This window comes from Ruegeria sp. R14_0 (assembly GCF_017743975.1).
Lineage (GTDB): Bacteria > Pseudomonadota > Alphaproteobacteria > Rhodobacterales > Rhodobacteraceae > Ruegeria.
The window spans coordinates 48,230-72,596 of sequence record NZ_JAGHRC010000003.1 but is presented as its reverse complement, the minus strand read 5'-3'; the positions used below and the strand labels follow the sequence as shown (position 1 = coordinate 72,596).

Below are 24,367 nucleotides of genomic sequence, written 5' to 3'. Positions count from 1 at the left end.
ATGCTTTGGCTGCATATGGGAATGCCAAAAACCGGCACGACTGCCCTGCAGGGGTTTCTGCGCAGCAACGGTGCGCTTCTGGACGAAATCGGTCTGCGTTACATGGAGGCGGGCCGACGCCGGTTGGAAGGCAGCCAGCGTCCGGCCTTGAGCCACAATATCGTTGCGTTTCACATCAACCGAAACGCCGGACCTATGGACCCGTTTCGCGCGGCGATGACCAGCGAGTTTGATGAGTTTTCGGACCGAACCTGTCTGGTCTCATCCGAGATGTTCTATTCCTGCGATTTGACTCGTTTGGCCGAAGTGTTCACCGACATCCCGTCTAGGGCGCTTCGGATCACGTTTTACTGCCGCCGCTATTCGGATTTTCTTGAAGCGGACTACAAGCAGCGCGCCAAGAACGGGCGTTTGCCGGGCGGTGCGAGTGAGTTTATTCGCGCCCAGCTTGATCAGATCCGCGAACAGCCCGAAAGGCTGAGCTTTTCCGCAAAACTGGCGCAGATACGAACAGCCTTTCCCGGGGTTACGATTGTGCCGCTTTTGTATGAACGCTCGGACATGGTGCGGGGCAATGTAGTTGATGATGTGCTGTCCCGGATCGGCACGCCCTTGGCCGAAGGGCAGTCCCCGGAAGCGACATCAAACCCGTCCCAGTCCCGCGCCGCCAGTGAGGCCTTTGGAATCGTCGCGCGTGCGCTTGGGCGGCAAAAAAGCCGTCAATTGCGCCGCATGGTCGTGGACGACCCGGCAATGCTGCGTCGCAATGATGTACTGGAACCGGATGAGCGCGCCTGGCTGGACGAGTATCTGGCCAAGCATGACGTGGCATTCCAGCAGGAGTTCTTTCCCGACCGGGCTGAGTTGTTCGCACCGAAACAGCTCAGCGAAGAGGACAAGCTTTTCCGTAGGGATACTGCCGAGGAATATGAGGCCTTGCGCCAGGCATCCGAGATCGTGTTTCGGATGGCGTTAAGCCAATAGGCGCTATTCCTGTACAGTGATTTCCTGTCGCTGCTTCCCGGTCGTTTTGTCAAAGATCAGAATGCGGTTGTCGTCGGTAACCACGGCATACCAGTTGTTTCCGATCGTCACCGCCTGCGCTTTTGCACCGTCGGGCAGTTCAACTTGATCGGGCAGGGTGGGCGTACGGTCCGATAGCCGGATGACAATCAGCGCGAATGTCACTAGAACCCCGCCAATCATCACCGCGGTCAGCAGCATGACCATGCGCCGCAACAGTCGAAGCTGCGGTGTTTCCTGCGGTTCTTGGGGTTCGGAAGGGACAGTCATGGGCACCCGTCAGATTGAGTTTCAGATCGCGGCCGATCCGCCGCCCCGTCTTGATAAGGCGCTTTCGCGGGATGTGCCAGCGGATGAAAACCTGTCCCGCACCCGGCTGACCCGGTTGATCGAAGATGGTGCCGTCGTCATCAGTGGTGCGGTTATCCGCGACCCCAAAGCGAAGGTGACCGAGGGTGCCTCGGTCGCGATCACTGTCGCCGAGGCCGAGGAAAGCCATATCGGCCCGGAAGACATCCCGCTGGACGTCGTTTTCGAGGATGCGGAGCTGATCGTGATCAACAAACCGGCGGGCATGGTCGTGCACCCTGCGCCCGGATCGCCCAACGGCACTTTGGTCAATGCGTTGTTGCATCACTGCGGTGACGATCTTTCAGGGGTGGGGGGCGTGAAGCGCCCAGGCATCGTGCACCGTATCGACAAGGAAACCAGCGGCTTGCTGGTGGTCGCCAAATCGGACGCGGCCCATCACGGTTTGGCCGCTCAGTTCGAGGCGCACAGTGTCGAGCGCTACTACCGTGCGATCTGCTATGGCGTGCCGGATGCGAATGATCCGCGTCTGCGCGGGATAAAGGGCGTCAGCTTTGAGCCCGGCAACATCATGCGCCTGACCACGCAGCTGGCGCGGCACAAGACCGATCGGCAAAAACAAGCGGTTCTGTTTCACGGCGGTCGTCATGCCGTAACGCGTGCGCGACTTGTCGAAACCTTTGGCAATCCGGCCGGCATTGCCCTGGTTGAATGTTGGCTCGAAACTGGTCGCACACATCAGATCCGCGTGCATATGGCCCACGCCGGGCACGGGTTGGTCGGTGATCCGGTCTACGGGGGCAAGCGAAAACTCGCCGCAAAAGCATTCAGCCCGGCCGCAGCCGAAGCTGTCCGCAACTTTCCACGTCAGGCACTACATGCTGCAGTTTTGGGGTTTGAGCACCCTGTAACGGGTCAAACCCTGCGATTTGAGGCAGATTTGCCCGCAGACATGGAAAATCTGATTGAACAGCTGCGCGCACCGCTGACATAATACACAAACCTATGTGAGTAACGCGTTCTTAGCTTTCCTTTATCAATCGTTAATTTCAAACTGTTAACGGTACCTCTTGAATGGAATGGGAGCTGTACCCATATCCCATGTTAACAATGTAAACATTTGTCGGAGGGACATGAATTATGGCAAATTACGCAAATCTCCCCGCGCCGACGCCCGAGGGCGGCCTGAACCGCTATATGCAGGAAATTCGCAAATTTCCTCTGCTGGAGCCGGAAGAAGAGTACATGCTGGCCAAGCGCTGGGTCGAAGAGCAAGACACTGAGGCCGCACATAAAATGGTCACGTCGCACCTGCGTCTGGCGGCCAAGATCGCCATGGGCTATCGCGGCTATGGCTTGCCGCAGGCCGAGGTGATTTCCGAAGCCAATGTGGGCCTGATGCAGGCAGTCAAACGCTTTGATCCGGAAAAAGGCTTCCGGTTGGCAACCTATGCGATGTGGTGGATCCGCGCCTCGATCCAGGAATATATCCTGCGGTCCTGGTCTCTGGTGAAACTGGGCACAACCTCGGCGCAGAAAAAGTTGTTCTTTAACCTGCGCAAGGCCAAGGCTCGTATTGGTGCTTTGGAAGAAGGCGACCTGCGTCCCGAGAACGTCAAACAGATCGCGAATGATTTGGGCGTGACCGAGGAAGAAGTCATCAGCATGAACCGCCGGATGTCCGGTGGTGATGCCTCGCTGAACGCGACCGTCGGGTCCGAGGGCGAGGGCACCATGCAGTGGCAGGACTGGCTTGAGGATGAAGATGCCGACCAGGCTGGCGATTACGAAGCCCGCGACGAGCTGGACGCCCGGCGCGAGCTTCTGGCGGCTGCTCTGGACGTCCTGAATGATCGGGAAAAGGACATCCTTACGCAGCGCCGCCTGATGGATCAGGCTGTAACGCTCGAGGACCTCAGCACCCAGTACAACGTCAGCCGCGAACGTATCCGGCAGATCGAGGTGCGTGCCTTCGAGAAACTGCAGAAAAAGATGCGTGAACTGGCGCGTGAAAAGGGCATGCTGGGCACCGTCTAACTTTCAAAGGTCAGCCCGCCGATATGGCGGGCTGAACTGCTTTAGGCGAACATGAAGCTGTCTTCGGTCAGCTGTCCGGGCCACACGCCCGCCAAGACAATGCTGTCTCCGTCGCCCAGATCAATCGTCGTTCGGAAGAAGCCGCCCGAGATATCGTCCTGGATATCCTCGAACCCGGCTATTCCCTTGTAATCGGATAGGTCGATTTTGTCCTTGCCGACCTGGAAATCGAGGATCAGGTCGTCTCCGTCACCATTCTCGAAGACAAAACTATCCTTGCCGCGACCCCCGAACAGGATGTCATCATCGGCCCCGCCGTCAATTACGTCGGACCCTCTGCCGCCAAAGATCGTATCGTCGCCTTCGTCACCGCGCAGGGTATCTTTGCCACGCCCACCAAAAAGCACGTCATCTCCGGCACCGCCGAGGGCCACATCGTTGCCTTTTCCGGTGTTGATGACGTCGCGACCGCCTCCACCATGCACAAAGTCCTGACCGCGACCGGTGAAATAGAACTCGTCCGAGTCATCGCCGAGGATGAAGTCGGTGTTCTTCTGGTTCAGAATATCCGTCACCGAGATCGGCAGCAAAACACCGTCCAATACGTGGATAATCCCGTTCGTTGCGCCCACGTCCGTAAGAATGATATTCGGGTCAACAATGCCGTCATCGGCATCGCCCAAGCTGGGTGGTGTGGTATCCAGGTTCAGCTCAACCGATGATCCTTGCAGCGTGCCGATTTGTGCACCATTGCCGAACCCGGCAACCGCTGCCAGATCAAACTCGCCTTCAACCACGTGATATTTCAGGATTTCGGTCAAAAGCGGAATAGGGTCGCCGCCGCCCAACAGGGTCAAAGCTTTGACGATGTGACCCAGCGCACCTTCTTCATCCGAACCGGTGTAACCCAATTCTTGCGCAAGGCCGATAAAGGCTGCGTCGGTCGGAGCAAAAACAGTCAGACCAGCCTCTGGTTTGTCCAGTACGCCATCCAGTTTCGCGGCTATGACTGCTTCGCGCAGAATGTCAAAGTCTGAGTTTTTTGTGTCGAACGATCCTATGGCTCCGCTCAACAAGACGGTGCCGGTGATAGTCTCTGTTGGTACTTGCATGTCTGGTTCTCTCCCACCCAGTTTGTTGCAATATCCTGTTCGGGCGTGAGGGCGTAAAACAATGCCTCTTGCCCGATGACATAGTTGCTACGCAGGAGACAATGAGGCGGATCAAGAAATTCAGGAAATTGATTGTGTCCGCGAGTTTGTAGCCCGATGAAAGGCCTGACTCTGTCCTGTTTCATTGTTACAGTTACCGCAAACATCAAGGGAACGAGTGGTTATGCAGCAACCGGTACAATGGGGCGTCTTGGGCGCCGCGAAATTCGCACGTCAATACATGGCACCGGCCATTCACGCCGCGGCCGGGGCCCGGCTGGCGGGGCTGGCGACGTCCGATCCCGCCAAGGCGGAGCCTTTCCAGCAGTATTGCCCTGACCTGACGCTATACGGCAGCTATGAGGCGCTGCTGGCGGACCCCAAGATCGAGGCGGTCTACATCCCGTTGCCCAATCACATGCATGTCGAATGGAGCCTCAAGGCGCTTGATGCCGGGAAACATGTGCTGTGCGAAAAGCCGATGACTATGACGGCGTCCGAGTTCGATACCCTGATCGAAAAGAGGGATCAGACCGGCTTGCTCGCGGCTGAGGCCTATATGATCGTGCACCATCCTCAGTGGCAGTTTGTGCGTCAGCTGATCGCGGATGGCGCAATCGGTAAGCTGGTGCATGTCACTGGCGCCTTCAGCTTTGACAACCGCGCGGATACCGAAAACATCCGCAACCGGGCCGAAACCGGTGGCGGAGGGCTGCGGGACATTGGCGTCTATGTCATCGGCAGCGCACGGTTCGCGACCGGGCAGGAACCTGTTTCTGTGCAATCCGCAATCCGGTGGGAAAATGGCGTTGATGCCTTCACCGAAATCCGCGCCCAGTTCCCGGATTTCACTTATTCCAGCTATGTTTCGATCCGTATGCACCCGCATCAGGAAATGGTGTTCCACGGCGAAGGCGGCGTAATTCGTCTGACCGCACCCTTCAACGCGCGTGTGTTTGGCGAAGCGCGTGTCGAACTCCACCGACCGGGCCTTGAAGTTCAGGTCACTCGTTTTCCCGGCGACGATCACTATAAACTGCAGGTCGAAGCATTCAGCAGGTCAGTCCGTGATGGAGCGGACTATCCCTGTCCGCTGGAGTTCTCGCGCGGGACGCAGGCGATGATTGATCAAGTGTTTGAAGGGGCTGTTTCGCTCTGACTTGCCACGTGGCGTTGGGCTCGGATACTCTGGTCGCCACCCGATCAGGAGGGAGACGATGGCAGGCGGCTGGGCGCGCGATGGCGCGGTAAGTGAACAGATCGAAGCGTCCATTTCGGACGAACTGGCCCGGATGCAGGCGCAAAAGCGGCCTGTTGGGGAAAGTCTGACCCATTGCGCCGAATGCGAAGAGCCGATCCCTGAGAAGCGGCGCATGGCTTTGCCAGGTGTGAAATTGTGCCTCGATTGCCAGCAAGAGCGGGACGGGACCTTCAAGGCCCGGTCTGGCTTTAACCGCCGCGGGTCCAAAGACAGTCAGCTGAAATAGGCAGGGCGAGAGGGTGCCTCAAACCAAAGAGAAGCAGCCGCTTTTTCAGAATGGGCTGGTTCTTGGGTTTTTGGCAGCGTTCCTCTGGGGCACGCACAGCGTAATCGTTCGCTATCTGACCAGTGATCTTGGCGGCTTGCAGATTGCCGTAATCCGCCTGTTCATCGCGGCGCTTGCGATCTATTGCATACTGCGGTTCTTGCGGGTGTCCGTGTCGATCCGACTGGGCGATTGGAACTTTCGGCTGGCCGCTTTGTCGACGGTTGTAAACTATATTCTGTTCCATATCGGGCTTGAATACACCGGTGCAGCCAACGCCATGGTGCTTGAAAATACCGCACCGTTTTTTGTTTTGGTGTTCCTCTATTTCTTTGCGAACACGCCTGTCACTCGTACGGATGTTCTGGCGACAGCTTTGGCGATTTTTGGCGTTTTCCTAACGGTTTATCAGGACTTTCAAGGTGGTGGAGACCCTCTGTTCGGTGACCTTCTGGAAATCGGCGCGGGCCTCAGCTGGGCCGTCTTTCTGATCTCGAGCAGCCGGGCGATGCGGAATTCAGAATCGACCGGAGAGCGCTTGAATTTCCTGTTTGGGATTTTCCTGTGCTCAGGGCTGCTGCTGTTCCCATTGGCCGCCTTTTCGTTGCAGGTGCCAACGACCAATGACGTCGTATTCCTGGTCTTGCTGGGGGTGCTGCCGACCGCATTGGCCTATTACCTGTGGTACGAGGCTGCGGCGCGGGTCTCCACACTGACGGCCACGTTAATGTTTGCCGCATCCGTGGTGTTCACGTTCATCAATTCGGCCTTGTTCCTAGGGGCCGCAATCACACCAATCGCGGCCCTTGGGGGAGTGCTTATCGTGGCCGCCGTGTTTCTGACGACCAAAGCCAAAAGTGATTAGTCTTCCATCGCTTCCAGTTCGTCGATGAAGCCGGAAATCATTGAAAGGCCCTTGTCCCAGAACTTCGGATCGCTTGCGTCCAGTCCGAACGGTTCCAGCAGTTCTTTGTGGTGCTTTGACCCACCGGCGCGCAGCATCTCGAAATACTTGTCCTCGAAACCCTCGGACCCACTTGCGTAAACGGAATAGAGCGCGTTCACCAAACCGTCGCCGAAGGCATAGGCATAAACGTAGAAGGGCGAGTGGACGAAGTGCGGGATATACGCCCAGAAGGTCTCGTATCCCTCCATGAATTCGAATGCGGGGCCAAGGCTTTCGGCCTGGACGCTCATCCACAGTGCGTTGATGTCGTCCGGGGTCAGCTCGCCTTCGCGGCGGGCGGCGTGCAGTTTGCATTCGAAGTCGTAGAAGGCAATCTGGCGGACGACCGTGTTGATCATATCCTCGACCTTACCGGCCAGCAGCACTTTGCGCTGTTCTGGCGTTTCGGCCTGATCCAGCATTTTGCGGAAGGTCAGCATCTCGCCAAAGACCGAGGCAGTCTCGGCCAGCGTCAGCGGGGTTGAAGACAGCATCTCACCCTGATCGGCGGCCAGCACCTGGTGGACGCCGTGGCCCAGCTCATGCGCCAGGGTCATCACATCGCGCGGCTTGCCCAGATAGTTGAGCATGACGTAGGGGTGCACCTCGGTCACGGTCGGATGCGCGAATGCGCCCGGGGCCTTGCCCGGCTTCACCGCCGCGTCGATCCAGCCTTTGTTGAAAAACGGCGCTGCGATTTCACCCATGCGCGGGTCGAACGCGTTATAGGCGTCCATCACCGTTTTTTCGGCCTCATCCCAGCCGACAATGCGGGTGTCTTCCATCGGCAAGGGGGCGTTGCGGTCCCAGACCTGCATAACGTCCAGACCCAGCCATTTGCGCTTCAGCTCATAATAGCGATGGCTGAGCTTGGGGTAGGCGGCCACGACGGCTTCGCGCAGGGCTTCGACCACCTCTGGCTCGACATCGTTCGACAGGTGGCGGCCAGTCTGAGCGGTTGGCATGTTGCGCCAGCGGTCGATGATTTCCTTTTCCTTGGCCTGCGTGTTGTGGACGCGGGCAAAGGTTTTGATGTTGTCCTGAAACACGTTGGCCAGCTCGCGCGACGCAGCCTCGCGTTTGGTGCGATCCTGCTCAGTCAGCAGGTTCAGGGTGCCTTCGATATTCAGCTCTTCACCGTCCACGGTGAAGGTCAGACCTGCGATGGTCTCATCAAACAGACGCTCCCAGGCGTCACCGACGACGCCCAGATCGTGCAGGAATTTCTCAAGCTCATCAGACAGCTGGTAAGGCTTCATCGCGCGGATGCGGCGGAACACGGGTTCGTATCGGGCCAGATCGGCATTTGCCTCAAAATGCGCTTTCAATGCGTCATCGTCGATGCGGTTGATCTCCAACGTGAAAAACACCAGCGGGGTGGTGAAGATGGTGATCTTTTCCTGCATGTCCGACAGGAACTTGGCGCGCTCGGCATCGGTCGTCAGCTGGTAATAGCGCAGACCGGCGAAAGACATGATCCGGCCCGCGATAGCGTTGATTTTCTCGTTGCGCTGGACGCAGTTCAGCAAGCCCGCCGCATCCAGATCGGCCAGCTTGCCTTCGTAGTCTGCGGCAAACGCGGCGCATTCCTGTTCCAGCCACTCCAGATCTCGGGACAGTTCCGGTGCGTCCGCTGACGTATAGAGATCGGTCAGATCCCACTCGGGCAGATTGCCAAGATTATCGGCACCGCCGACGGCATTTGCGTCACGGACGGGAAAGGGAAGGTCGCGCATGGATCACCTCGAATAACAGCTTTCGCCAACATCTAGGCGCGCGGCGCGGGGATCACAAGCCGTGCTTGGCTTAAGACGACAGGACCGGTTCCTGCGCAGTATCGGGCTGCGCAGCTTTGAAATGCGCGGCCAACTGGTCAAAGACCGGGCCACGCACATCTGGCGCCTCCATCAGCACTTCATGCTCACCATCCGGGATTTCAACCAGAGTGCCATTGGGCCAGTTCGCCATGCGGGCGCGGATGGCTTTGCGATCCACGATCTGTTCGTGGCTACCAAGGAAGGTCAGGCAGGGCGTATCGGGGGCGGTCTGCTCCATAAGCCATGCGCATTCATCCAGTGCTTCACGCAGCCAAATCGTTGAAGGTGCGGCAAGGGCCAGTTCGGGATGCGCGGCCAGTTGGTCCTTCATCATCTGGAACATGGCAGGATCGCGAGTCAGCACGTTCCCCTCGAAAGGCTGCGACGCGACGTAGCTTTCCAGAGAGGTTGTCGGCGGAGTTTTTTCCCCCAATCCAATCCGTGGCCCCCAATAGGCGGTCAAGCGGCTGAGCGGTTTCATAAGTGGCGTAAAGAAAATACCCCACATTGGTCCGGTAAACGCGCAAGCTGCGAAACAGTCTTTCTCCAGCGTTGCGCGCAAACCAATCGCGCCGCCCATGGAATGGCCAATCACGAACCAGGGTTTGGGCAGGTTCAGGTCCGCCGCCAGATCCAGCGTGGCCTGGACGTCATGTTGATAATCCGTGAACTGATCCACGTGCCCGACACGCACATCATCCAGCAACCGGTCCGCCAAGCCCTGACCGCGCCAGTCAACCGCCAGAAAGGCAAAGCCGCGGCCGGTGAACTCGGCGGCGCAATCGCCGTATTTTTCGATATATTCCGTGCGGCCGGGGAACATCATCACCGTACCGCAGGCGTCGCCTTCGGGCAGCCAGTGGCCGACCCGAATGCGTATGTTGTCCGCCGTGTTCAGCCAATGGGCCTCACCACCGGCGGGGACGCCGGCCATGTCTGCAAAGAAAGGGGCCGGCGACAATTCCATCAGGCCAGCGCCGATGCCAGTTGCATGGCAACGCCCATGTCGCCGTCCACAGTCAGCTTGCCAGACATGAACGCACCGGTGGGGTTCAACTCACCGCTGAGGATTTGTTCGAATGTGTCTGCATCCGCGCTCATGGTGACGTCGGCGTCTTCGTCGCTGACGCGGGCACCGCTTGCGTCCAGAACGATCGAGCCCAGATCGGCGATAGCAAATTTTGCCGACGCGCTAAAATCTCCGCCCGACAGTTTTTCGTTCAATGCGGCTGCGGCTTTTTCCAGAGTGTCGCTCATGATTCTCCTCACTATGTTGTGTGCGCCGGGAATGGACATCCACGGGCGCTGCGCTACACTGAACACTGTTATGAGCATTGCAAGCACCAATCTCAAAGGTATCGTCGCGGCAACAGCGCTTCTAGTCACGTTTTCCCTGCCTTTGTCTGCTCAGACAGCGGATTCCCGGGATGAAGCAGAGCTATTGCAGCAATTGTCGCAGGCAACCCCCGAACAGGCGGTCAACATAGACCGCCAGCTCAAGGCCCTGTGGGCGCAGTCGGGCTCGGCCTCGGCTGATTTGTTGTTAGAGCGCGGGCGCGAGGCATTGGATGATGGCGACGCGCGGGCTGCAATCGAACACCTGACAGCGCTGACGGATCACGCCCCGCAGTTTGCCGAAGGCTGGCACGTGCGCGCCTCTGCCTTTTTCGGGATGGATCGCTTTGGTATGGCCGCCGCAGATCTAGAGCATGCGCTAACGCTGAACCCGAACAATTACGAGGCGGTCTACGGATTGGGGCTGATTTTTGAGATCATCGATCAACCCGACAAGGCGCTGCAAGCTTATGAACGCGCTTTGGCTATACATCCCCACCACGAAGAAGTAACCAATGCCGTGAATCGACTGAAGCCTCGGGTCGAGGGCTCGGCCCTCTGAAAAACTGGGGCAGGGGGCAAAGGTGAGCGGGTCATCCCGAATCGTGGCCGTACTTGGCCCGACAAACACAGGTAAAACTCATTACGCGATCGAGCGGATGCTGGGCCACCGAACAGGTGTGATCGGTCTGCCGCTGCGTCTGCTGGCGCGCGAGATCTATGACAAGATCGTCGCGATCCGGGGCCCTTCTGTTGTAGCGCTGGTAACAGGCGAAGAACGGATCGTCCCGCCGCGCGCCCAGTATTGGGTCTGCACTGTCGAAGCGATGCCCGAAGGTATGGGCGCGCACTTCGTGGCTATCGACGAAATTCAGTTATGCGCTGACCCCGAACGAGGCCATGTGTTCACCGATCGCCTGCTGCGCTCGCGTGGAACCAATGAGACGTTGTTCTTGGGTTCTGACACCATGCGCGGGCCTATCGCGGCCCTTGTGCCCGAAGTGCAGTTCATCCGGCGCGAGCGGATGTCACAGCTGGTGTATGCGGGGTCCAAAAAGATCAGCCGCATGCCAGCCCGCAGCGCCATCGTCGGCTTCTCGGTCGACAACGTTTATGCCATCGCTGAACTGTTGCGCCGTCAAAAAGGGGGGGCCGCGGTCGTAATGGGCGCGCTCAGCCCGCGCACGCGGAACGCTCAGGTGGATCTGTATCAGAATGGCGAGGTCGATTATCTGGTTGCCACCGACGCTATCGGCATGGGCCTGAACCTGGATGTGAACCATGTCGCGTTTTCCTCGCTGAGTAAGTTTGACGGTCGTCGGATGCGCCCGCTGGCCCCGAACGAACTGGCTCAGATCGCCGGTCGTGCAGGGCGCGGCATGTCGGATGGCACGTTCGGTGTGACCGGAGAGGCCCCGCCTTTGGATGACGGCGTCGCGCAGGCGATCATGGACAGCCGGTTCACGCCGATGAAAAAGCTGAACTGGCGGAATGCTGCCTTGCGCTTTGGCTCGATTGAGGCGCTCATCGCCTCGCTTGAGGTCAGCCCTGACAGCGAACACCTGATCAAGGCGCGCCCGGCGGATGACCTGAATGCGCTGAAATCGCTGTCGCAAGTGACCGAGGTCATGGCCCGGGCCAGCGACGGTCAATCCGTCCGTTTGCTGTGGGATGTTTGCCGAATCCCAGATTTTCGCGGCATCAGCCACGCCGAACACGCAAGCCTGCTCGAGGTGATCTACGGGCACCTGCACGAGCGCGGCTCAATCCCAGATGACTTTATGGCGCGACAGATTCGTCGAATCGACAAAGTCGATGGAGACATTGATGCACTGTCCAAAAGGTTGGCATATATTCGCACTTGGACATATGTTGCGCAACGAAACGGCTGGGTCCGTGACGAATCGCATTGGCGTGAGGAAACGCGCACTGTAGAAGACAGGCTGTCAGACGCTCTTCACGATCGTTTGACTCAGAGATTTGTGGACCGGCGCACATCTGTGTTGCTGCGCCGGCTCAAACAGAAGGAGGCCCTTTTGGCCGAAGTAAATGACAAGGGTGAAGTGACCGTCGAAGGCGAATTCGTCGGTCGTTTGGAAGGGTTCCGGTTCATTCCGGACAAAGCCGCGCAAGGAACCGAGGCGAAAGCCCTGAAATCGGCGTCCCTGCAAGCACTCGCACCGCAATTCCATCTGCGTGCAGACCGCTTCTACAATGCGCCCGATACCGAAATTGATTTCACGGATCAGGGTGGTTTGATGTGGGGCGAATACGCCGTCGGCAAATTGGTTGCCGGGGCAGAGCCGCTCAAGCCGATGGTCGAAGTTTTTGTGGATGAGGCCGCTGGCCCTGATGTCGAACAGAAAGTGCAACGCCGTTTGCAGCACTTCATCGACCGTAAGGTCGCCGCGCTGTTCGAGCCGCTGCTGAACCTGTCCCGCGACGAAGAGCTGTCGGGACTGGCCAAGGGTTTTGCCTTCCGCATGGTCGAAGCGCTGGGTGTCTTGCCCCGTGCTGGCGTCGCGCAAGAGGTCAAGGATCTGGATCAGGACGCCCGTGGTGCGCTGCGCAAGCACGGCATCCGGTTCGGCCAGTTCACCATATTCATGCCGATACTGCTGAAGCCCGCCCCAACGCGTCTGCGCCTGGTTCTGTGGGCTCTGGCGCAAGGCTTGCAGGAATTCCCTGAAGCACCGCCTCCGGGTCTGGTCACCGTGCCCGTCGCCAAAGACGCGCCGCAGGGCTATGACACCATGTGCGGCTACCGTGATGCCGGTGAGCGTTCGATCCGCATCGACATGCTGGAACGTCTGGCCGACATGCTGCGCGCCGAAGACAGCCGCGGCGGGTTCGAAGCCAAGCCCGATATGCTGTCGATCACTGGCATGACGCTGGAACAGTTTGCAGACCTGATGCAGGGCCTTGGTTACAAGGCCGAGCGTGGTGAGCGTGAAAAGGTCAAGGCCACTCCGGTTGAGGCCGAAAACCCAGCACCCGACGCGACCGAGCAACCGGCTGCGGAAGGAGCCGCGGCAGCAGAAAACGCTGCGGAGGAGGTCGCAGCACCCGCCGAGGCGTCAGCCGAGGCCACCGAAAGCACCGTGGCGGCAGCCGAGGCTCCTGCGGCAGATGCGGCATCGGATGAGCCCGAGGTCGAAGTGTTCTACACGTTCACCTGGGGTCGTCAGCGTCAGGCCAATCGTGGTCCGCGTCGCGAGCAACAGCAAGGCCAAGCCAAAGGCAAGCCGCGCGGCAAGCCGCAGGAAGGTCGTGGCAAGCCGCAGGGCAAGAAGGGTGGTAAACCGCAAGGGGCCAAGAGCTTCTCTTCGCGCCCGCCCCGCAAGGAAAAGGCGATCGATCCCGATAACCCGTTTGCAGCAGCGCTTATGGGTTTGAAAGACGGCAACTGACCGCCGATGCCCGATGCCAAGCTGCGGATTGACAAGTGGTTGTGGCAGGCGCGGTTCTTCAAGACCCGCAGCCTGGCCGCCAAGCAAGTCAGCGGCGGCCATGTGCGTTTGAATGGAAACCGGGTGCTGAAACCGGCTCAGGCCGTCGGGCCCGGTGACGTTTTGACCTTCCCCCAGGGGCGGCTTGTGCGTGTTGTGCGGGTCGAAGCACTGGGGGAACGGCGCGGCCCGGCGACCGAAGCGCAAATGCTATTCGCGGATTTGACGGAAAAGAAGGACGCGCCTCCCAAGAATCCGGGATTTGAGGGAAAAGGTCGTCCAACAAAGAAAGATCGGCGGGCACTTGATCTTTCTCGCTCTCAGGATGGTTGATCCTACCTTGAAGAGAAGGCCAGACTGAATTAGCTAAACGCCCAAACCGAGAATGGGAATCCAACAATGACCTATGTCGTCACCGAGAACTGCATTGGCTGCAAATTTACCGACTGCGTCGAAGTGTGCCCGGTGGACTGTTTTTACGAAGGTGAGAACACGCTGGTCATTCACCCCGACGAATGCATTGACTGCGGCGTGTGTGAACCTGAATGCCCCGCCGACGCCATTCGTCCCGACACCGAGCCAGGCATGGAGCCGTGGGTTGAGTTCAACCGAAAATACTCTGAGCTTTGGCCTGTGATCGTGACCAAGAAGGACCCACTGCCCGAGGCCGAGGAACGTGACGGTGAAGAGGGCAAGATGGAGAAGTATTTCTCGGAAGCCCCCGGTGAAGGTGGCTAAGCGATTCGCGTATTGAACCCGGTAGTTCAGTCGCTGTCATACACTGTATGCGCCTGAATAATATCAGGATTTTTAGTGTGGCCGGGGGTTAGCCTTTCGGGCGTCGCAATTTTGTGATATACTCAAAAGTTGAATGATGAATGAGATGGGGATGACTCCGTAAGTATGCACGCTTTGGAGTTCTGAATTTTTGACAATCGTATCGCCTGACCGGGCCGCATGCTGGCACGGGGTAGGGCGTTTTGTTGTCTGTGCCTCACTCGATAGCCAAGGATGAACCTGTATGTCAAAGTCGAAAAAGCTTGAGTTCCGCCCGAACGATTACGTTGTCTACCCCGCCCATGGTGTGGGCCAGATCATCTCGATCGAAGAGCAGGAAGTCGCGGGATACTCGCTCGAGCTGTTCGTCATTTCCTTTGAAAAAGATAAGATGACCCTGCGTGTGCCGACCAACAAGGTCACCGAATCCGGTCTGCGGTCGCTCAGCTCGCCCGACGTTATCAGTCAGGCGATGAAAACGCTGAAGGGCAAGGCCAAGGTCAAACGCGCCATGTGGTCGCGCCGGGCGCAGGAATATGAACAAAAGATCAACTCGGGCGATCTGATCTCGATCGCCGAAGTCGTCCGCGATCTTCACCGCACCGATGATCAGCGCGAGCAAAGCTATTCCGAGCGTCAACTGTACGAAGCCGCGCTGGAACGTTTGACCCGCGAAGTTGCAGCTGTATCTGGCGCCGGCGAGGTGTCGGCCGCCAAGCAAGTTGATGAGGTTCTGACCTCGCGCGCTGCCGCAGCGTGATCTGAACGCAGCCCAGTTTCTGAGCCGCTCCCGTGTGGGGGCGGCTTTTTCACGTGCACGGCTTGGTGATTGCCCGGTTTGCGGCTAATTTCCCAATAGCAAGAGGCACGTAGATGGCGAACATAAAGCAAACGGTAAAGTACCTTTATATCGGGCACGATCCGATTTCGGTTTGGTTCCGTTACGGATTGATCCTGTTTGACGCGATCACGATTGTCTTCTTTGTCTCGACTGCAAAAGGGGCGCATGGCCCAGCTTTCACTGTCTTTAGCCTGATCATCGGGTTTTTCATTGTGCTGGATTTTGTAGCCCGGCTGTGGATTGCGAAGGACCGTTGGAAACTCTTGCGCCAGATTTACACGTTGGCTGATATTGTCGTCATCGTTTCGTTGATCCTAGACCTGTTCCTGCCTTGGAATCTGGCCTTCCTGCGAATTCTGCGCGCTCTGCGATTGATCCACTCATATCATTTGCTCAGAGACTTGCGGCGCGACAGCCATTTCTTTCGGACTCACGAGGATGCAGTGATCGCCGCGATCAACCTTTTGGTCTTTATATTCGCCACGTCGACTGCAGTGCTGGTGTTTTTCATTCCCGAAAACAGCCCAAACGCCTATATCGACGCGCTGTATTTTACCATGGCAACACTGACCACCACGGGGTTCGGGGATATCACACTAGCGACCCCTGGCGGCAAGTTGTTCTCGGTCTTCATCATGATCGTCGGGGTCGCGCTGTTCGTACGACTGGCACAGGCGATCTTTATGCCGCAGAAAGTACGCCACAAATGCTCGAATTGCGGGCTGTATCGGCACGACCCGGACGCGGTGCACTGCAAGCATTGTGGAGAAACCCTGAGGATCGAAACCGGCGGAACGAGTTAAACCGCCGCCGCCAGGGTCATCAGAAACGCCAGTTCTGCCACTTGCTGTGATGCCCCCAGTACGTCGCCCGTTTGACCATTGATCTTGGCTTTGGCGATCAGGGCCAGCCCAGTGATACTCAGCGCGGCGACCACAGTTGGGGTCAGCGCGGCGGATCCGATCAAAAACAAGGACAAAGCGACCGCAAGGCCCAGGCCCATTGCTGCGGTGGCTGTTTTTGGGTCGCCAACAGAATGGCTCAGCCCGCTTTTTCTGGCATTGGGCAAAGCGCTCATGAGAACGGGCATAAATGCGCGTGATACGATGCAGGCAGCTATAATACCCGCGAATTGGTTTGCTGACAAAAGGGCGGCGATCAATGCGACGCGCAGCAACTGGGTCAGGATCAGCGTCAGAACGCCATAAGCGCCGATATGGCTGTCCTTCATGATTTCCAGCCGTCGTTCCCGGGTAAAGCCGCCCCAAAACCCATCGACCGTATCCGCCAGCCCGTCTTCGTGCATCGCCCCCGTGGTCATGATCAGGACCGCAACCACGATCACCGCACTGGCCAGCGATGGCAAGGCAGAAGCGGTGGCGACCCAGCCAAACCCACAGGCCATCAGACCAACGGTCAGCCCGACCAGAGGGAAGGCCCAGGCCGCGTTTGCCTGTCTTGAAAAGACCTCATCGGGCAGGCGCGGTATCGGCAATCGCGTCAACAGCACTAGCGACAGCGGAAAATCCCACCTGGAAAAGGGTTTGTTGTCGTTTTTGTTCACTCCCGCGCCTTTCCGGGTCTTGTTGGATCGGACGCTTCGGTTAAACACACAGGACCACTCTGATGCAACGAGGCTTTGGATGCTGCCAGAACTAAATGACCTGAAAACCCTTCGCGAGGCCCTGAGGAATGCTCCGGGTCCGGATGGTGACGCACTGCAGGGTGCCGCCGATCGCAACGGCCAACTGACGAAACCGCCCGGTGCTTTGGGTCGGCTTGAGGATCTGGCGATTTGGTATGCCGGTTGGCGTGGGGACGCACGGCCACAGATCGCAGCCCCTCAGGTCATCGTGTTTGCCGGGAATCATGGCGTCACGGCGCAGGGTGTTTCGGCCTTTCCACCGGAAGTGACCGTTCAGATGGTCATGAACTTTGAACATGGCGGCGCGGCGATCAATCAATTGGCCAAGGCTGCGGGTGCGACCATGGATGTGCATGCGCTGGAACTGGACCGGCCAACGGCGGATTTCACTGCGGGTCCCGCCATGACCGAGGATGAGCTGCTTGCGGCGCTGCGCGTTGGCTGGAACGCTGTTGATCCCAATGCTGATCTTCTGGTCGTTGGTGAGATGGGGATTGGAAACACAACCCCTGCAGCGGCCATTGCCTGTGCCTTGTTCGGCGGCGAGGCGGCCGATTGGACAGGGCGGGGCACGGGTGTCGACGATGCCGGGTTGGCAAACAAGACCCGCGTCGTGGCCGAAGGGGTAGCCCTGCATGCCGGATCAGGCGACGGGTTGGAGATTTTGCGCCGTCTGGGCGGGCGCGAGATCGCAGCCATGGCCGGGGCCATCGCCGCAGCGCGTGCCCTGCGCATTCCGGTCATTTTGGACGGCTTTATCTGTTCCGCCGCTGCGGCCTGTTTGACGGATGTGTCCGCAGGTGCCTTGGACCACGCCGTATCTGGTCACCAAAGCGCCGAAGGCGCTCATGGCGCAGTGTTGGCCAAGCTTGGCAAAGAGCCACTACTGAGCCTTGGGTTGCGTTTGGGCGAAGGTTCGGGCGGAGCTCTGGCGATCAATATCGTGAAAAGCGCCGTGGCCTGTCATTCGGGCATGGCCACTTTTGCCGAAGCAGGCGTGTCTGACGGCTAAACGGTCAAGGCCTGACCGTTTAAGGTCAGGCCGATTTCTTGGCGTGCTTCTCGGCCAGTTCCAACAGCTCGGTCTCGAGGTCTTTTTCCAGTGCCTGCGCCCGCTCGATGTATTTCTTGTTTTCCGCGGTCGGCATTCCGGGAATCCACAGTTCTGCCAGATCGCGGACAGCTGTCCGGTCGTGGTGGTAGAAGGTCTGCTCGGCCTGCGCGGCTTCGTATTCGCTGAGGCCAATGTTCTCCAGCACATACCGACCCGCGCGCAGTGAACCGTCGAACATCTCGCGGACAATATCATCAGCCCCGGCCTGGTAGAGTTCGTACACATGGGTCCGGTCGCGTGCGCGCGCCACGATATGCAGATCCGGGCGTTGGCGGCGTGCATAGCCGACCAGTCGCGTAACCTGTTTGGGGTCGTCCATTGCAGCGACCAGGACAGACGCTTTTTCGATTCCGGCAGCGCGCAGCAGTTCCGGACGCGTGGGATCCCCCAAAAAGCCTTTGACCCCGAAGCGGCGCATCAGTTGGATCGTGTCGATATCGTGATCCAGAACCACGGTTTTGAACCCGCTGGCGCGCACCAGCCGGTTCACGATCTGACCAAAGCGCCCAATTCCAGCAATGATAACGGGACCTTTTTCGTCGATCTCATCGGGTTCTGCCTGCGGGGCGCCATCGCCCATGCGACGCGAAAGCAGATCGTAGATGATGAACAAAAGCGGCGTGATCAGCATTGTCAGCGCGATGATCATCAACAGCTTTTGCGACAGATCGGGTGGGATGACATTCTGCTGGGTGGAGAACGCGAGCAGAACAAAACCAAACTCACCGGCCTGTGCCAGCCCCAACGTGAACAGCCAGTGGTCACGCCCACGTAGCTTAAAGGCGCGACCGACCAGAAACAGGATGATCCCTTTGGCCAGGATCACCAAAAGCGCCAGGCCAATCAGATCAAGCGGGTCGTTGAAGAAGTATCCAACATCTATCCCGGCGCCGACCGTGATGAAAAACAGACCCAAGAATAAGCCCTTGAATGGCTCAAGGTCGCTTTCCATCTCGTGCCGGAATTCCGAGCTTGCCAGTACAACGCCCGCCAAAAAGGCACCCAAGGCCGGGGACAGGCCCACAAGGGTCATCAAGAATGAAATCCCGACAACGATCATCAGCGCCAGAGCCGTATACATCTCACGCAGACGCGTGGCGTGGATAAAACGGAACAGCGGGCGCGTCAGGTAGATGCCAGCCAGAATGACAAAAGCGATCGCGCCGATGGTGACCAGCGTTACGGCCCAGCCGGGTAAACCCTCGACCAGAGACAGGCTGTGATGCGCGGCGTCGTGATGGGCAGCGTCGCTGCCACGGTCGATAGACCCATCACTTTCGATATGAGGGATGGCAGGCAGCGCCAGCAGCGGCAGCAGCGCCAGAATGGGAATGACTGCAATATCTTGCGTTAACAGAACCGAGAACGTCGCCCTGCCGCCATTTGTCTGCATCAGCCCTTTTTCTGACAGGGTCTGCAACACAATCGCGGTCGAAGACAGCGACAAGGTCAGCCCGACAGCCAGAGCGACCGACCAAGGGTGATTTGCGTATATGGCGACCGCGGCGATGACCGCAGTGGATAAAAGCACCTGCAAGCCACCTAGTCCCAAGAGTCGGTCCCGCATATCCCAAAGGGCGCGCGGCTCAAGCTCAAGCCCGATCAGGAACAGCATCATGACCACGCCAAATTCGGCCACGTGCTGCAGGCTTTCGGTTTCAGCGCCGACCAGACCAAAAACAGGGCCAATGATGATACCGGCAGCCAGATAGCCCAGTACCGATCCCAACCCCAGACGCGCCGATAACGGCACAGCGATCACGGCGGCAGCCAGATAGATCGAAGCCTGGTAGAGGAAATCGTCCATGTTTGTCCTTTCGGTGCGCTCAGGTGGGGAGGGGCGCGTCGCGTTTGAGTTGGTCCATCACAATCTGGCTTTGGACCCGGGCAACTGCAGGATGCGGCAGTATCACCTGGTGAAGCAAGCGATTGAGGGCGGAAAGATCGTCGCAATAGACATGCAGCAGGTAATCTGCCTCTCCGGTCATCGTCCAGGCGCTGGTAATCTCGGGGCGGGTGTCGACCATGCGCGCAAAGCTTTCGGACTGTTCGGGCCCGTGCGTGCCCAGATGCACCTGGATAAAGCCCTGCACTTGCAGGCCCAGCTTTAGCGGATCCAGTCGCGCGGCATACCCAGTTATGAACCCTTCGGCCTCAAGCCGCTGACGTCGCCGCCCGGCCTGACTGGGAGACAGGTTCAGCATCTCGCCCAATTGATGCGCGGTCAGGTGTGCGTCTTTTTGCAAGGCTGACAACAGCCGCGTGTCAGTGGAATCCAGCATATGCGGAGTTTCCTTAAAAAATCCTTAAAACATGCGTGGTTTGCGCGTGTGAGCACAGTTTACACGAAAACAATGCGCAGAAACAGCACTGGTTAAGGCGTATTTTGGAATCAGCAAAGAAATTCCTGTTTTTACGGAGACGCGCCATGGGTCCATTCCCGCACAACGCCCCGAAATCTGTCATCAGCCCCGAAAATCCAGCCGGAACGGATGGGTTCGAATTTGTCGAGTTCGCCCACCCGGAACCCCAGGAGCTGCGCGATCTGTTCGCCAAAATGGGGTTTGAACTGGTAGGCCATCACAAGGACAAACCCTTGGTCGAGTTGTGGCAGCAGGGTGACGTCACCTATATCCTGAACGCGGATTCCGAAAGCTATGCCGCCAAGTTCGTGGCCGAGCATGGTCCCTGTGCGCCCGCTATGGGGTGGCGTGTTGTAGACGCTCAGAAAGCTTATGAGCATGCGGTGTCCAAAGGGGCAGAGCCCTATGATGCGGCGGACAAGACAATGGATGTCCCGGCAATCAAGGGTATCGGCGGATCGCTGATCTATTTCATAGATCAGTATTACGATACATCGCCTTACAACCACGAGTTCAACTGGACCGAACAGTCCAAACCGCGGGGTGACGGGTTCTATTACCTCGATCACCTGACCCACAATGTCTACAAGGGCAATATGGACAAGTGGTTCAAGTTCTATGGCGACCTGTTCAACTTCCGCGAAATCCGCTTCTTTGACATCCAGGGTAAGTTCACCGGTCTTTATAGCCGCGCGCTGACCTCGCCTTGCGGCCGTATCCGCATTCCGATCAACGAAGATCGCGGTGAGACCGGGCAGATCGTCTCGTACCTCAAGAAATACAAGGGCGAAGGCATCCAGCACATCGCGGTGGGCAGCGAAGACATCTATGCCTCGACTGACGCGATTGCCGAAAAGGGCCTCAAGTTCATGCCGGGTCCGAACCAGTCCTATTATGAAATGTCCCGAGATCGCGTCGCGGACCACGAAGAACCTCTGGACCGGATGATGAAACACGGCATCCTGATCGACGGAGAAGGTGTTCTGGACGGCGGCGAGACCCGGATCCTGTTGCAGATATTCTCGAAAACCGTGATCGGCCCGATCTTCTTCGAGTTCATCCAACGCAAGGGCGATGACGGTTTCGGCGAAGGGAACTTTCAGGCCTTGTTCGAATCCATCGAGCGCGAGCAGATCGAAAGCGGTGAAATTTCAGCTGCTTAAGTTTGTACTTTAAACCTAAAGGCGGTCGCGGGCATCCCCGTGGCCGCCTTTTTCTTAACCTCTGGGCATCTTCAAGATCACGTTCTTGCCGCGCTTTTGGTACCGCAACTCGCTGTCGCCAATGGCGATTACACTGCCGCCGTCCAGCCTGTCGCCCACTTTCAGCTTTTTGTACCGACCGCTGGGCAACCGGACCAAGGCCCGCCGGTTGGCAGGGGTGCCATAGACCCCGATCAGGTTCAGCTTACGCAGGTTAAGCGCCCGGTCGATGGTTGCCTGTCGAGCCACCGACGCGGTCGAAGGGATCTTGGGCGCAACCGATCTGGCCTGGAATGAGCCGGCTTCGTCCGAGCTTTGGTTCACGGCCGCAGTCGACCCCAGATTGGCGGTATTGGTCGGCGTGGGTCGTTTTAACCCCGCAGGCCGGGGTTTCGGGCGCGGAACACGGACAACGGCCAAAGCCGTCGGTGTTTCATCCACCTCGGGACTGCTTTGCAACGACTCGGGTCGCAGTTTGGGCCGGACAACAGCCAGTTCGGCACGTGTTCGTCCGCCAAGTTGGCTGCGTTCGAAGCTTTCCAACAAATTCGCAGGCCGAGGTTTAGGTCGGTATTGCGCCAAACGGTCCGCCGGGTCCTCTTCGATCGGTTCCTGTTCGAACCGAACCGGAACCGCCGGGGGAACCTTGGACGGGCGGCCCAGATACACAACCACACCTTCCGGGTTCAATGTCCCCTCGGCCGTAGGCGTGACCAGTCCTCGTTCGTCCAGTTCGAACTGAACTCCGGCCTCTGCGGGCTGCGCGATCTGTTCGAAGGGAAGGTCCGTTTCAAAGCTGGTGACCGGAGGCAGTGCGACAGCATCCTGCGACAAGTCTGTTCGATCCAGCGAGGCGAGGTACAAGTCGTCCGTTTGCGGTAAGATGGGATAGGGCAGAGGGCCGGGAACAGTGATTTCTATGCCAGCTTGCGTGGGAACATCCGCAACCTCGGGCGCGCGCTCGATCGGTTCAACACTCGTGGGCGCAATATTCAAAGCCTCAAGGATCGCGGCATCGGTGGCGCTGATGTCCGGGCTTTCCTCTGGTTGGGGCTGCTCGGTCTCGGCGGGGGCGAGCGCGGCGATCTCAGGGGCCTCTTCAGTCTCTGGCGCTTCGACTGCCAAGGTTTCCATGGGCTCTTCGGGCTCAGGTGCTGCGGCGACCTCGGCGTCCCCGACGTCCTCAATCGCAGGCGTAGAAGCGACCTGAGTATCGGGCGCGACTTCTGGCTCAGGTTCCGCAAGGACCGCTGTCTCTGGTGCGATGGGCGTGTCCGATCCTGACATCGACCACGTGAGCATGCCCACGCAGGCAAGGGCGGCGGCCGCTGCCGCTGGAATTGCATAGCGCTTCAGGGCCGTGGCACCGGTCGCTGCACCAGCCTTATCGCTTGTCGGGGCTGATCGGAATTCTGTCGGAGACTCCGTATCCGCGATTGCATGAACGGCAGGGCCGGTATCCTGTTCCGCGGTGTTTTCTTTTGCTGGCGGTTCGGACGGAGTGTCCAGCAAGAAAACAGGTTCGGAAGGGTAAGCCTGATCCTCGGGCGTTGTAGTGTATTGGACAGGAACAAACCCATGCTCGGCCGCAAAGACGCGCGCTTCTTCAAGAGTCTGACGGGCAACAGCGGCGACGTAGGTCGTCGTGCCATCCGTTTCGGTAACAAAAGCCAGCTCTTCCAGGTCGTAGGGCGTTGCGTCTGCCAATTCGGTCCGCGCTTGTTCCGCGCTATCTGCAGCGTTTAGTCCTTCGGTGGGAACGGACAGGAACCGCACCTGATCGGCCGGGATCACCAGCTTGCAATTCAGGTCGTTTTCCAGCGCAAAGCCCTTTTCACGCAGGGCAATAATCTGTGCGTTCAGGTCAGGCGCATCCAGCGCGACCTCGCCAACACAGAACCAGTCGCCATCCGCGAAGTGGTGCAGGGATATTCCGGTCGAAGAAAAAGACAGCGCAAAGGCGGGTTTCATAATCCGGAAGAACCATAGTTATCATCATCGGCGCAAACGACGGATCGTCCGCAGAGTGACATTAAAGCAGGATCCCGCCGAGGGAAAGAAAAAGCCGGGCTTTCCCCTTGTTCGGCAGACCCTTGCCACCCCATGTTGTGGGAAAGCAAATCGGAGGGAAGACTTTGAATAAAATCGCTTTTCTGGCCGCGGCTCTGTCGATTTCAGCGGCAGGTCTGGCCCATGCGGAAGAACGTCGCATCACTGTTGACGCTGCGGGAACCGTGCAATCTGTACCCGACATGGCGACCATCACGCTGGGCGTCACCAATGAGGACGCGCAGGCGTCGAACGCAATGCAGGCCACATCGGATGCGGTTGCGCAGGTGCTCAGCCGGCTGCAAGAGCTTGGTATTGATGCGCGCGATGTTCAGACCCGCGATGTGTCTTTGTCGCCGGTCTGGAACAACCGCAACAACAACAGTGGTGAGCGGCCCGAAATCTCAGGCTTTGTCGCATCGAACCGGGTGTTTGTGCGCGTTCGTGACCTGTCGCAGTTGGGCTCCATAATGGACGCGGTCATTCAGGACGGAGCCAACGACTTCGGCGGTCTCAGCTTTGGAGTTCAGGATCCCAAACCTCTTGAAGCACAAGCGCGCGCAAATGCTGTGGCCGAAGCGACTGCCAAGGCTGAACAGCTTGCGCAGGCTGCAAATGTGACGCTGGGCCCGGTGCAGGAGATCAGTGAACAGGTCGGCGGCGTGCGTCCTGTCGCGGCGATGCGCGAATACAATATGGCCGATGCGGGTAGTGTGCCGGTTGCAGGGGGTGAGGTTTCAGTCTCGGTCACTGTGACAATGGAGTTCGAAATCTCTGAGTGAT

24 protein-coding genes are annotated in these 24,367 nt (G+C 58.4%); 15 read left to right on the top strand and 9 right to left on the bottom strand.

Annotated elements, in window-relative coordinates; translation table 11 throughout:
- The gene (locus J7416_RS10110) at positions 1-984 is read left to right on the top strand and encodes a hypothetical protein (RefSeq protein WP_209224624.1); all 984 of its coding nucleotides are present in this window, start codon (positions 1-3) and stop codon (positions 982-984) included.
- Between the two features lie 3 nt (positions 985-987).
- On the opposite strand, the gene J7416_RS10105 is transcribed toward J7416_RS10110, so the two are convergent.
- A complete protein-coding gene (locus J7416_RS10105; RefSeq protein ID WP_209224623.1) occupies positions 988-1,293 on the bottom strand; it encodes a DUF6476 family protein in 306 nt (101 codons plus the stop codon).
- Between J7416_RS10105 and J7416_RS10100 the strand changes: the two genes are divergently transcribed.
- Both J7416_RS10100 and rpoH read left to right on the top strand, forming a co-directional pair.
- On the top strand, positions 1,292-2,326 hold the full coding sequence (locus tag J7416_RS10100; protein ID WP_209224621.1) for an RluA family pseudouridine synthase: 1,035 nt from the start codon (positions 1,292-1,294) through the stop codon (positions 2,324-2,326). The two genes, J7416_RS10105 and J7416_RS10100, sit on opposite strands and share 2 nt — an antisense overlap.
- 146 nt (positions 2,327-2,472) lie before the next feature.
- Positions 2,473-3,369, top strand: a complete 897-nt coding sequence (rpoH, locus tag J7416_RS10095) for an RNA polymerase sigma factor RpoH (protein WP_209224619.1) — start codon at positions 2,473-2,475, stop codon at positions 3,367-3,369.
- 41 nt (positions 3,370-3,410) lie between these two features.
- On the opposite strand, the gene J7416_RS10090 is transcribed toward rpoH, so the two are convergent.
- Entirely contained in the window at positions 3,411-4,481 is a 1,071-nt protein-coding gene (locus J7416_RS10090; protein WP_209224617.1) for a fasciclin domain-containing protein, read from the bottom strand.
- 223 nt (positions 4,482-4,704) lie between these two features.
- Between J7416_RS10090 and J7416_RS10085 the strand changes: the two genes are divergently transcribed.
- From J7416_RS10085 to J7416_RS10075, 3 genes are read left to right on the top strand one after another with little or no spacing between them, the layout of a single operon-like run.
- A complete protein-coding gene (locus tag J7416_RS10085; RefSeq protein WP_209224616.1) occupies positions 4,705-5,679 on the top strand; it encodes a Gfo/Idh/MocA family oxidoreductase in 975 nt (324 codons plus the stop codon).
- Positions 5,680-5,737: 58 nt separating this feature from the next.
- Positions 5,738-6,007 carry a DksA/TraR family C4-type zinc finger protein gene (locus J7416_RS10080; protein ID WP_209224614.1) on the top strand — a complete coding sequence of 90 codons (270 nt, stop codon included), beginning with the start codon at positions 5,738-5,740 and terminating at the stop codon, positions 6,005-6,007.
- Between the two features lie 13 nt (positions 6,008-6,020).
- A complete protein-coding gene (locus tag J7416_RS10075; protein WP_209224612.1) occupies positions 6,021-6,911 on the top strand; it encodes a DMT family transporter in 891 nt (296 codons plus the stop codon).
- Here the strand turns inward: J7416_RS10075 and J7416_RS10070 are convergent.
- From J7416_RS10070 to J7416_RS10060, 3 genes are all read right to left on the bottom strand, one after another.
- Entirely contained in the window at positions 6,908-8,728 is a 1,821-nt protein-coding gene (locus tag J7416_RS10070; protein WP_209224610.1) for a M3 family oligoendopeptidase, read from the bottom strand. The two genes, J7416_RS10075 and J7416_RS10070, sit on opposite strands and share 4 nt — an antisense overlap.
- 70 nt (positions 8,729-8,798) lie before the next feature.
- Complete coding sequence (locus tag J7416_RS10065; protein ID WP_209224609.1) at positions 8,799-9,776, bottom strand: alpha/beta hydrolase; 978 nt, start codon at positions 9,774-9,776, stop codon at positions 8,799-8,801.
- Entirely contained in the window at positions 9,776-10,066 is a 291-nt protein-coding gene (locus tag J7416_RS10060) for an SCP2 sterol-binding domain-containing protein (protein WP_170421691.1), read from the bottom strand. The genes J7416_RS10065 and J7416_RS10060 overlap by 1 nt, the downstream gene beginning before the upstream one ends.
- 70 nt (positions 10,067-10,136) lie before the next feature.
- Here J7416_RS10060 and J7416_RS10055 point away from each other — a divergent pair, with 70 nt between their 5' ends.
- The 6 genes from J7416_RS10055 (at position 10,137) to J7416_RS10030 (ending at position 16,014) form a co-directional block, all read left to right on the top strand.
- Entirely contained in the window at positions 10,137-10,706 is a 570-nt protein-coding gene (locus J7416_RS10055; RefSeq protein ID WP_247744232.1) for a tetratricopeptide repeat protein, read from the top strand.
- A gap of 22 nt (positions 10,707-10,728) precedes the next feature.
- A complete protein-coding gene (locus J7416_RS10050) occupies positions 10,729-13,554 on the top strand; it encodes a DEAD/DEAH box helicase (RefSeq protein ID WP_209224607.1) in 2,826 nt (941 codons plus the stop codon).
- A gap of 6 nt (positions 13,555-13,560) precedes the next feature.
- Positions 13,561-13,926: an RNA-binding S4 domain-containing protein gene (locus tag J7416_RS10045; RefSeq protein ID WP_209224605.1), complete on the top strand. Its 366-nt coding sequence runs from the start codon at positions 13,561-13,563 to the stop codon at positions 13,924-13,926.
- A 66-nt stretch (positions 13,927-13,992) separates the two neighbouring features.
- Positions 13,993-14,331 (top strand): ferredoxin FdxA, encoded by a 339-nt coding sequence (gene fdxA, locus J7416_RS10040; RefSeq protein WP_170464235.1) that lies wholly within the window; start codon positions 13,993-13,995, stop codon positions 14,329-14,331.
- 283 nt (positions 14,332-14,614) lie between these two features.
- Positions 14,615-15,130: a CarD family transcriptional regulator gene (locus J7416_RS10035; RefSeq protein WP_170348382.1), complete on the top strand. Its 516-nt coding sequence runs from the start codon at positions 14,615-14,617 to the stop codon at positions 15,128-15,130.
- Between the two features lie 113 nt (positions 15,131-15,243).
- Positions 15,244-16,014: a potassium channel family protein gene (locus J7416_RS10030; RefSeq protein ID WP_209224603.1), complete on the top strand. Its 771-nt coding sequence runs from the start codon at positions 15,244-15,246 to the stop codon at positions 16,012-16,014.
- Here the strand turns inward: J7416_RS10030 and cobS are convergent.
- A complete protein-coding gene (cobS, locus tag J7416_RS10025; protein WP_209224601.1) occupies positions 16,011-16,775 on the bottom strand; it encodes an adenosylcobinamide-GDP ribazoletransferase in 765 nt (254 codons plus the stop codon). The two genes, J7416_RS10030 and cobS, sit on opposite strands and share 4 nt — an antisense overlap.
- Before the next feature lie 79 nt (positions 16,776-16,854).
- On the opposite strand from cobS, the gene cobT reads away from it, so the two are divergent.
- Positions 16,855-17,868: a nicotinate-nucleotide--dimethylbenzimidazole phosphoribosyltransferase gene (gene cobT, locus J7416_RS10020; protein ID WP_209224600.1), complete on the top strand. Its 1,014-nt coding sequence runs from the start codon at positions 16,855-16,857 to the stop codon at positions 17,866-17,868.
- A gap of 25 nt (positions 17,869-17,893) precedes the next feature.
- Here cobT and J7416_RS10015 read toward each other — a convergent pair whose 3' ends face one another.
- Complete coding sequence (locus J7416_RS10015; protein WP_209224598.1) at positions 17,894-19,777, bottom strand: monovalent cation:proton antiporter-2 (CPA2) family protein; 1,884 nt, start codon at positions 19,775-19,777, stop codon at positions 17,894-17,896.
- Between the two features lie 19 nt (positions 19,778-19,796).
- On the bottom strand, positions 19,797-20,252 hold the full coding sequence (locus J7416_RS10010) for an Lrp/AsnC family transcriptional regulator (protein WP_170421670.1): 456 nt from the start codon (positions 20,250-20,252) through the stop codon (positions 19,797-19,799).
- 146 nt (positions 20,253-20,398) lie between these two features.
- Between J7416_RS10010 and hppD the strand changes: the two genes are divergently transcribed.
- Positions 20,399-21,496, top strand: coding sequence for a 4-hydroxyphenylpyruvate dioxygenase (gene hppD, locus J7416_RS10005; protein ID WP_209224596.1), 1,098 nt, complete (start codon positions 20,399-20,401; stop codon positions 21,494-21,496).
- 54 nt (positions 21,497-21,550) lie between these two features.
- Here hppD and J7416_RS10000 read toward each other — a convergent pair whose 3' ends face one another.
- Positions 21,551-23,506: a hypothetical protein gene (locus tag J7416_RS10000; protein WP_209224594.1), complete on the bottom strand. Its 1,956-nt coding sequence runs from the start codon at positions 23,504-23,506 to the stop codon at positions 21,551-21,553.
- A gap of 164 nt (positions 23,507-23,670) precedes the next feature.
- Here J7416_RS10000 and J7416_RS09995 point away from each other — a divergent pair, with 164 nt between their 5' ends.
- Positions 23,671-24,366, top strand: a complete 696-nt coding sequence (locus J7416_RS09995) for an SIMPL domain-containing protein (RefSeq protein ID WP_209224593.1) — start codon at positions 23,671-23,673, stop codon at positions 24,364-24,366.
- Position 24,367: the final 1 nt, after the last annotated feature.

What these genes read in the sequence shown, in the direction of transcription:
- J7416_RS10110 (WP_209224624.1), top strand. Translation starts at nt 1, where the DNA reads ATGCTTTGGCTGCATATGGGAATGCCAAAAACCGGCACGACTGCCCTG.
- J7416_RS10100 (WP_209224621.1), top strand. Translation starts at nt 1,292, where the DNA reads ATGGGCACCCGTCAGATTGAGTTTCAGATCGCGGCCGATCCGCCGCCC.
- J7416_RS10105 (WP_209224623.1), bottom strand. Translation starts at nt 1,293, where the DNA reads ATGACTGTCCCTTCCGAACCCCAAGAACCGCAGGAAACACCGCAGCTT.
- rpoH (WP_209224619.1), top strand. Translation starts at nt 2,473, where the DNA reads ATGGCAAATTACGCAAATCTCCCCGCGCCGACGCCCGAGGGCGGCCTG.
- J7416_RS10090 (WP_209224617.1), bottom strand. Translation starts at nt 4,481, where the DNA reads ATGCAAGTACCAACAGAGACTATCACCGGCACCGTCTTGTTGAGCGGA.
- J7416_RS10085 (WP_209224616.1), top strand. Translation starts at nt 4,705, where the DNA reads ATGCAGCAACCGGTACAATGGGGCGTCTTGGGCGCCGCGAAATTCGCA.
- J7416_RS10080 (WP_209224614.1), top strand. Translation starts at nt 5,738, where the DNA reads ATGGCAGGCGGCTGGGCGCGCGATGGCGCGGTAAGTGAACAGATCGAA.
- J7416_RS10070 (WP_209224610.1), bottom strand. Translation starts at nt 8,728, where the DNA reads ATGCGCGACCTTCCCTTTCCCGTCCGTGACGCAAATGCCGTCGGCGGT.
- J7416_RS10065 (WP_209224609.1), bottom strand. Translation starts at nt 9,776, where the DNA reads ATGGAATTGTCGCCGGCCCCTTTCTTTGCAGACATGGCCGGCGTCCCC.
- J7416_RS10060 (WP_170421691.1), bottom strand. Translation starts at nt 10,066, where the DNA reads ATGAGCGACACTCTGGAAAAAGCCGCAGCCGCATTGAACGAAAAACTG.
- J7416_RS10055 (WP_247744232.1), top strand. Translation starts at nt 10,137, where the DNA reads ATGAGCATTGCAAGCACCAATCTCAAAGGTATCGTCGCGGCAACAGCG.
- J7416_RS10045 (WP_209224605.1), top strand. Translation starts at nt 13,561, where the DNA reads ATGCCCGATGCCAAGCTGCGGATTGACAAGTGGTTGTGGCAGGCGCGG.
- fdxA (WP_170464235.1), top strand. Translation starts at nt 13,993, where the DNA reads ATGACCTATGTCGTCACCGAGAACTGCATTGGCTGCAAATTTACCGAC.
- J7416_RS10035 (WP_170348382.1), top strand. Translation starts at nt 14,615, where the DNA reads ATGTCAAAGTCGAAAAAGCTTGAGTTCCGCCCGAACGATTACGTTGTC.
- J7416_RS10030 (WP_209224603.1), top strand. Translation starts at nt 15,244, where the DNA reads ATGGCGAACATAAAGCAAACGGTAAAGTACCTTTATATCGGGCACGAT.
- cobT (WP_209224600.1), top strand. Translation starts at nt 16,855, where the DNA reads ATGCTGCCAGAACTAAATGACCTGAAAACCCTTCGCGAGGCCCTGAGG.
- J7416_RS10015 (WP_209224598.1), bottom strand. Translation starts at nt 19,777, where the DNA reads ATGGACGATTTCCTCTACCAGGCTTCGATCTATCTGGCTGCCGCCGTG.
- J7416_RS10010 (WP_170421670.1), bottom strand. Translation starts at nt 20,252, where the DNA reads ATGCTGGATTCCACTGACACGCGGCTGTTGTCAGCCTTGCAAAAAGAC.
- hppD (WP_209224596.1), top strand. Translation starts at nt 20,399, where the DNA reads ATGGGTCCATTCCCGCACAACGCCCCGAAATCTGTCATCAGCCCCGAA.
- J7416_RS10000 (WP_209224594.1), bottom strand. Translation starts at nt 23,506, where the DNA reads ATGAAACCCGCCTTTGCGCTGTCTTTTTCTTCGACCGGAATATCCCTG.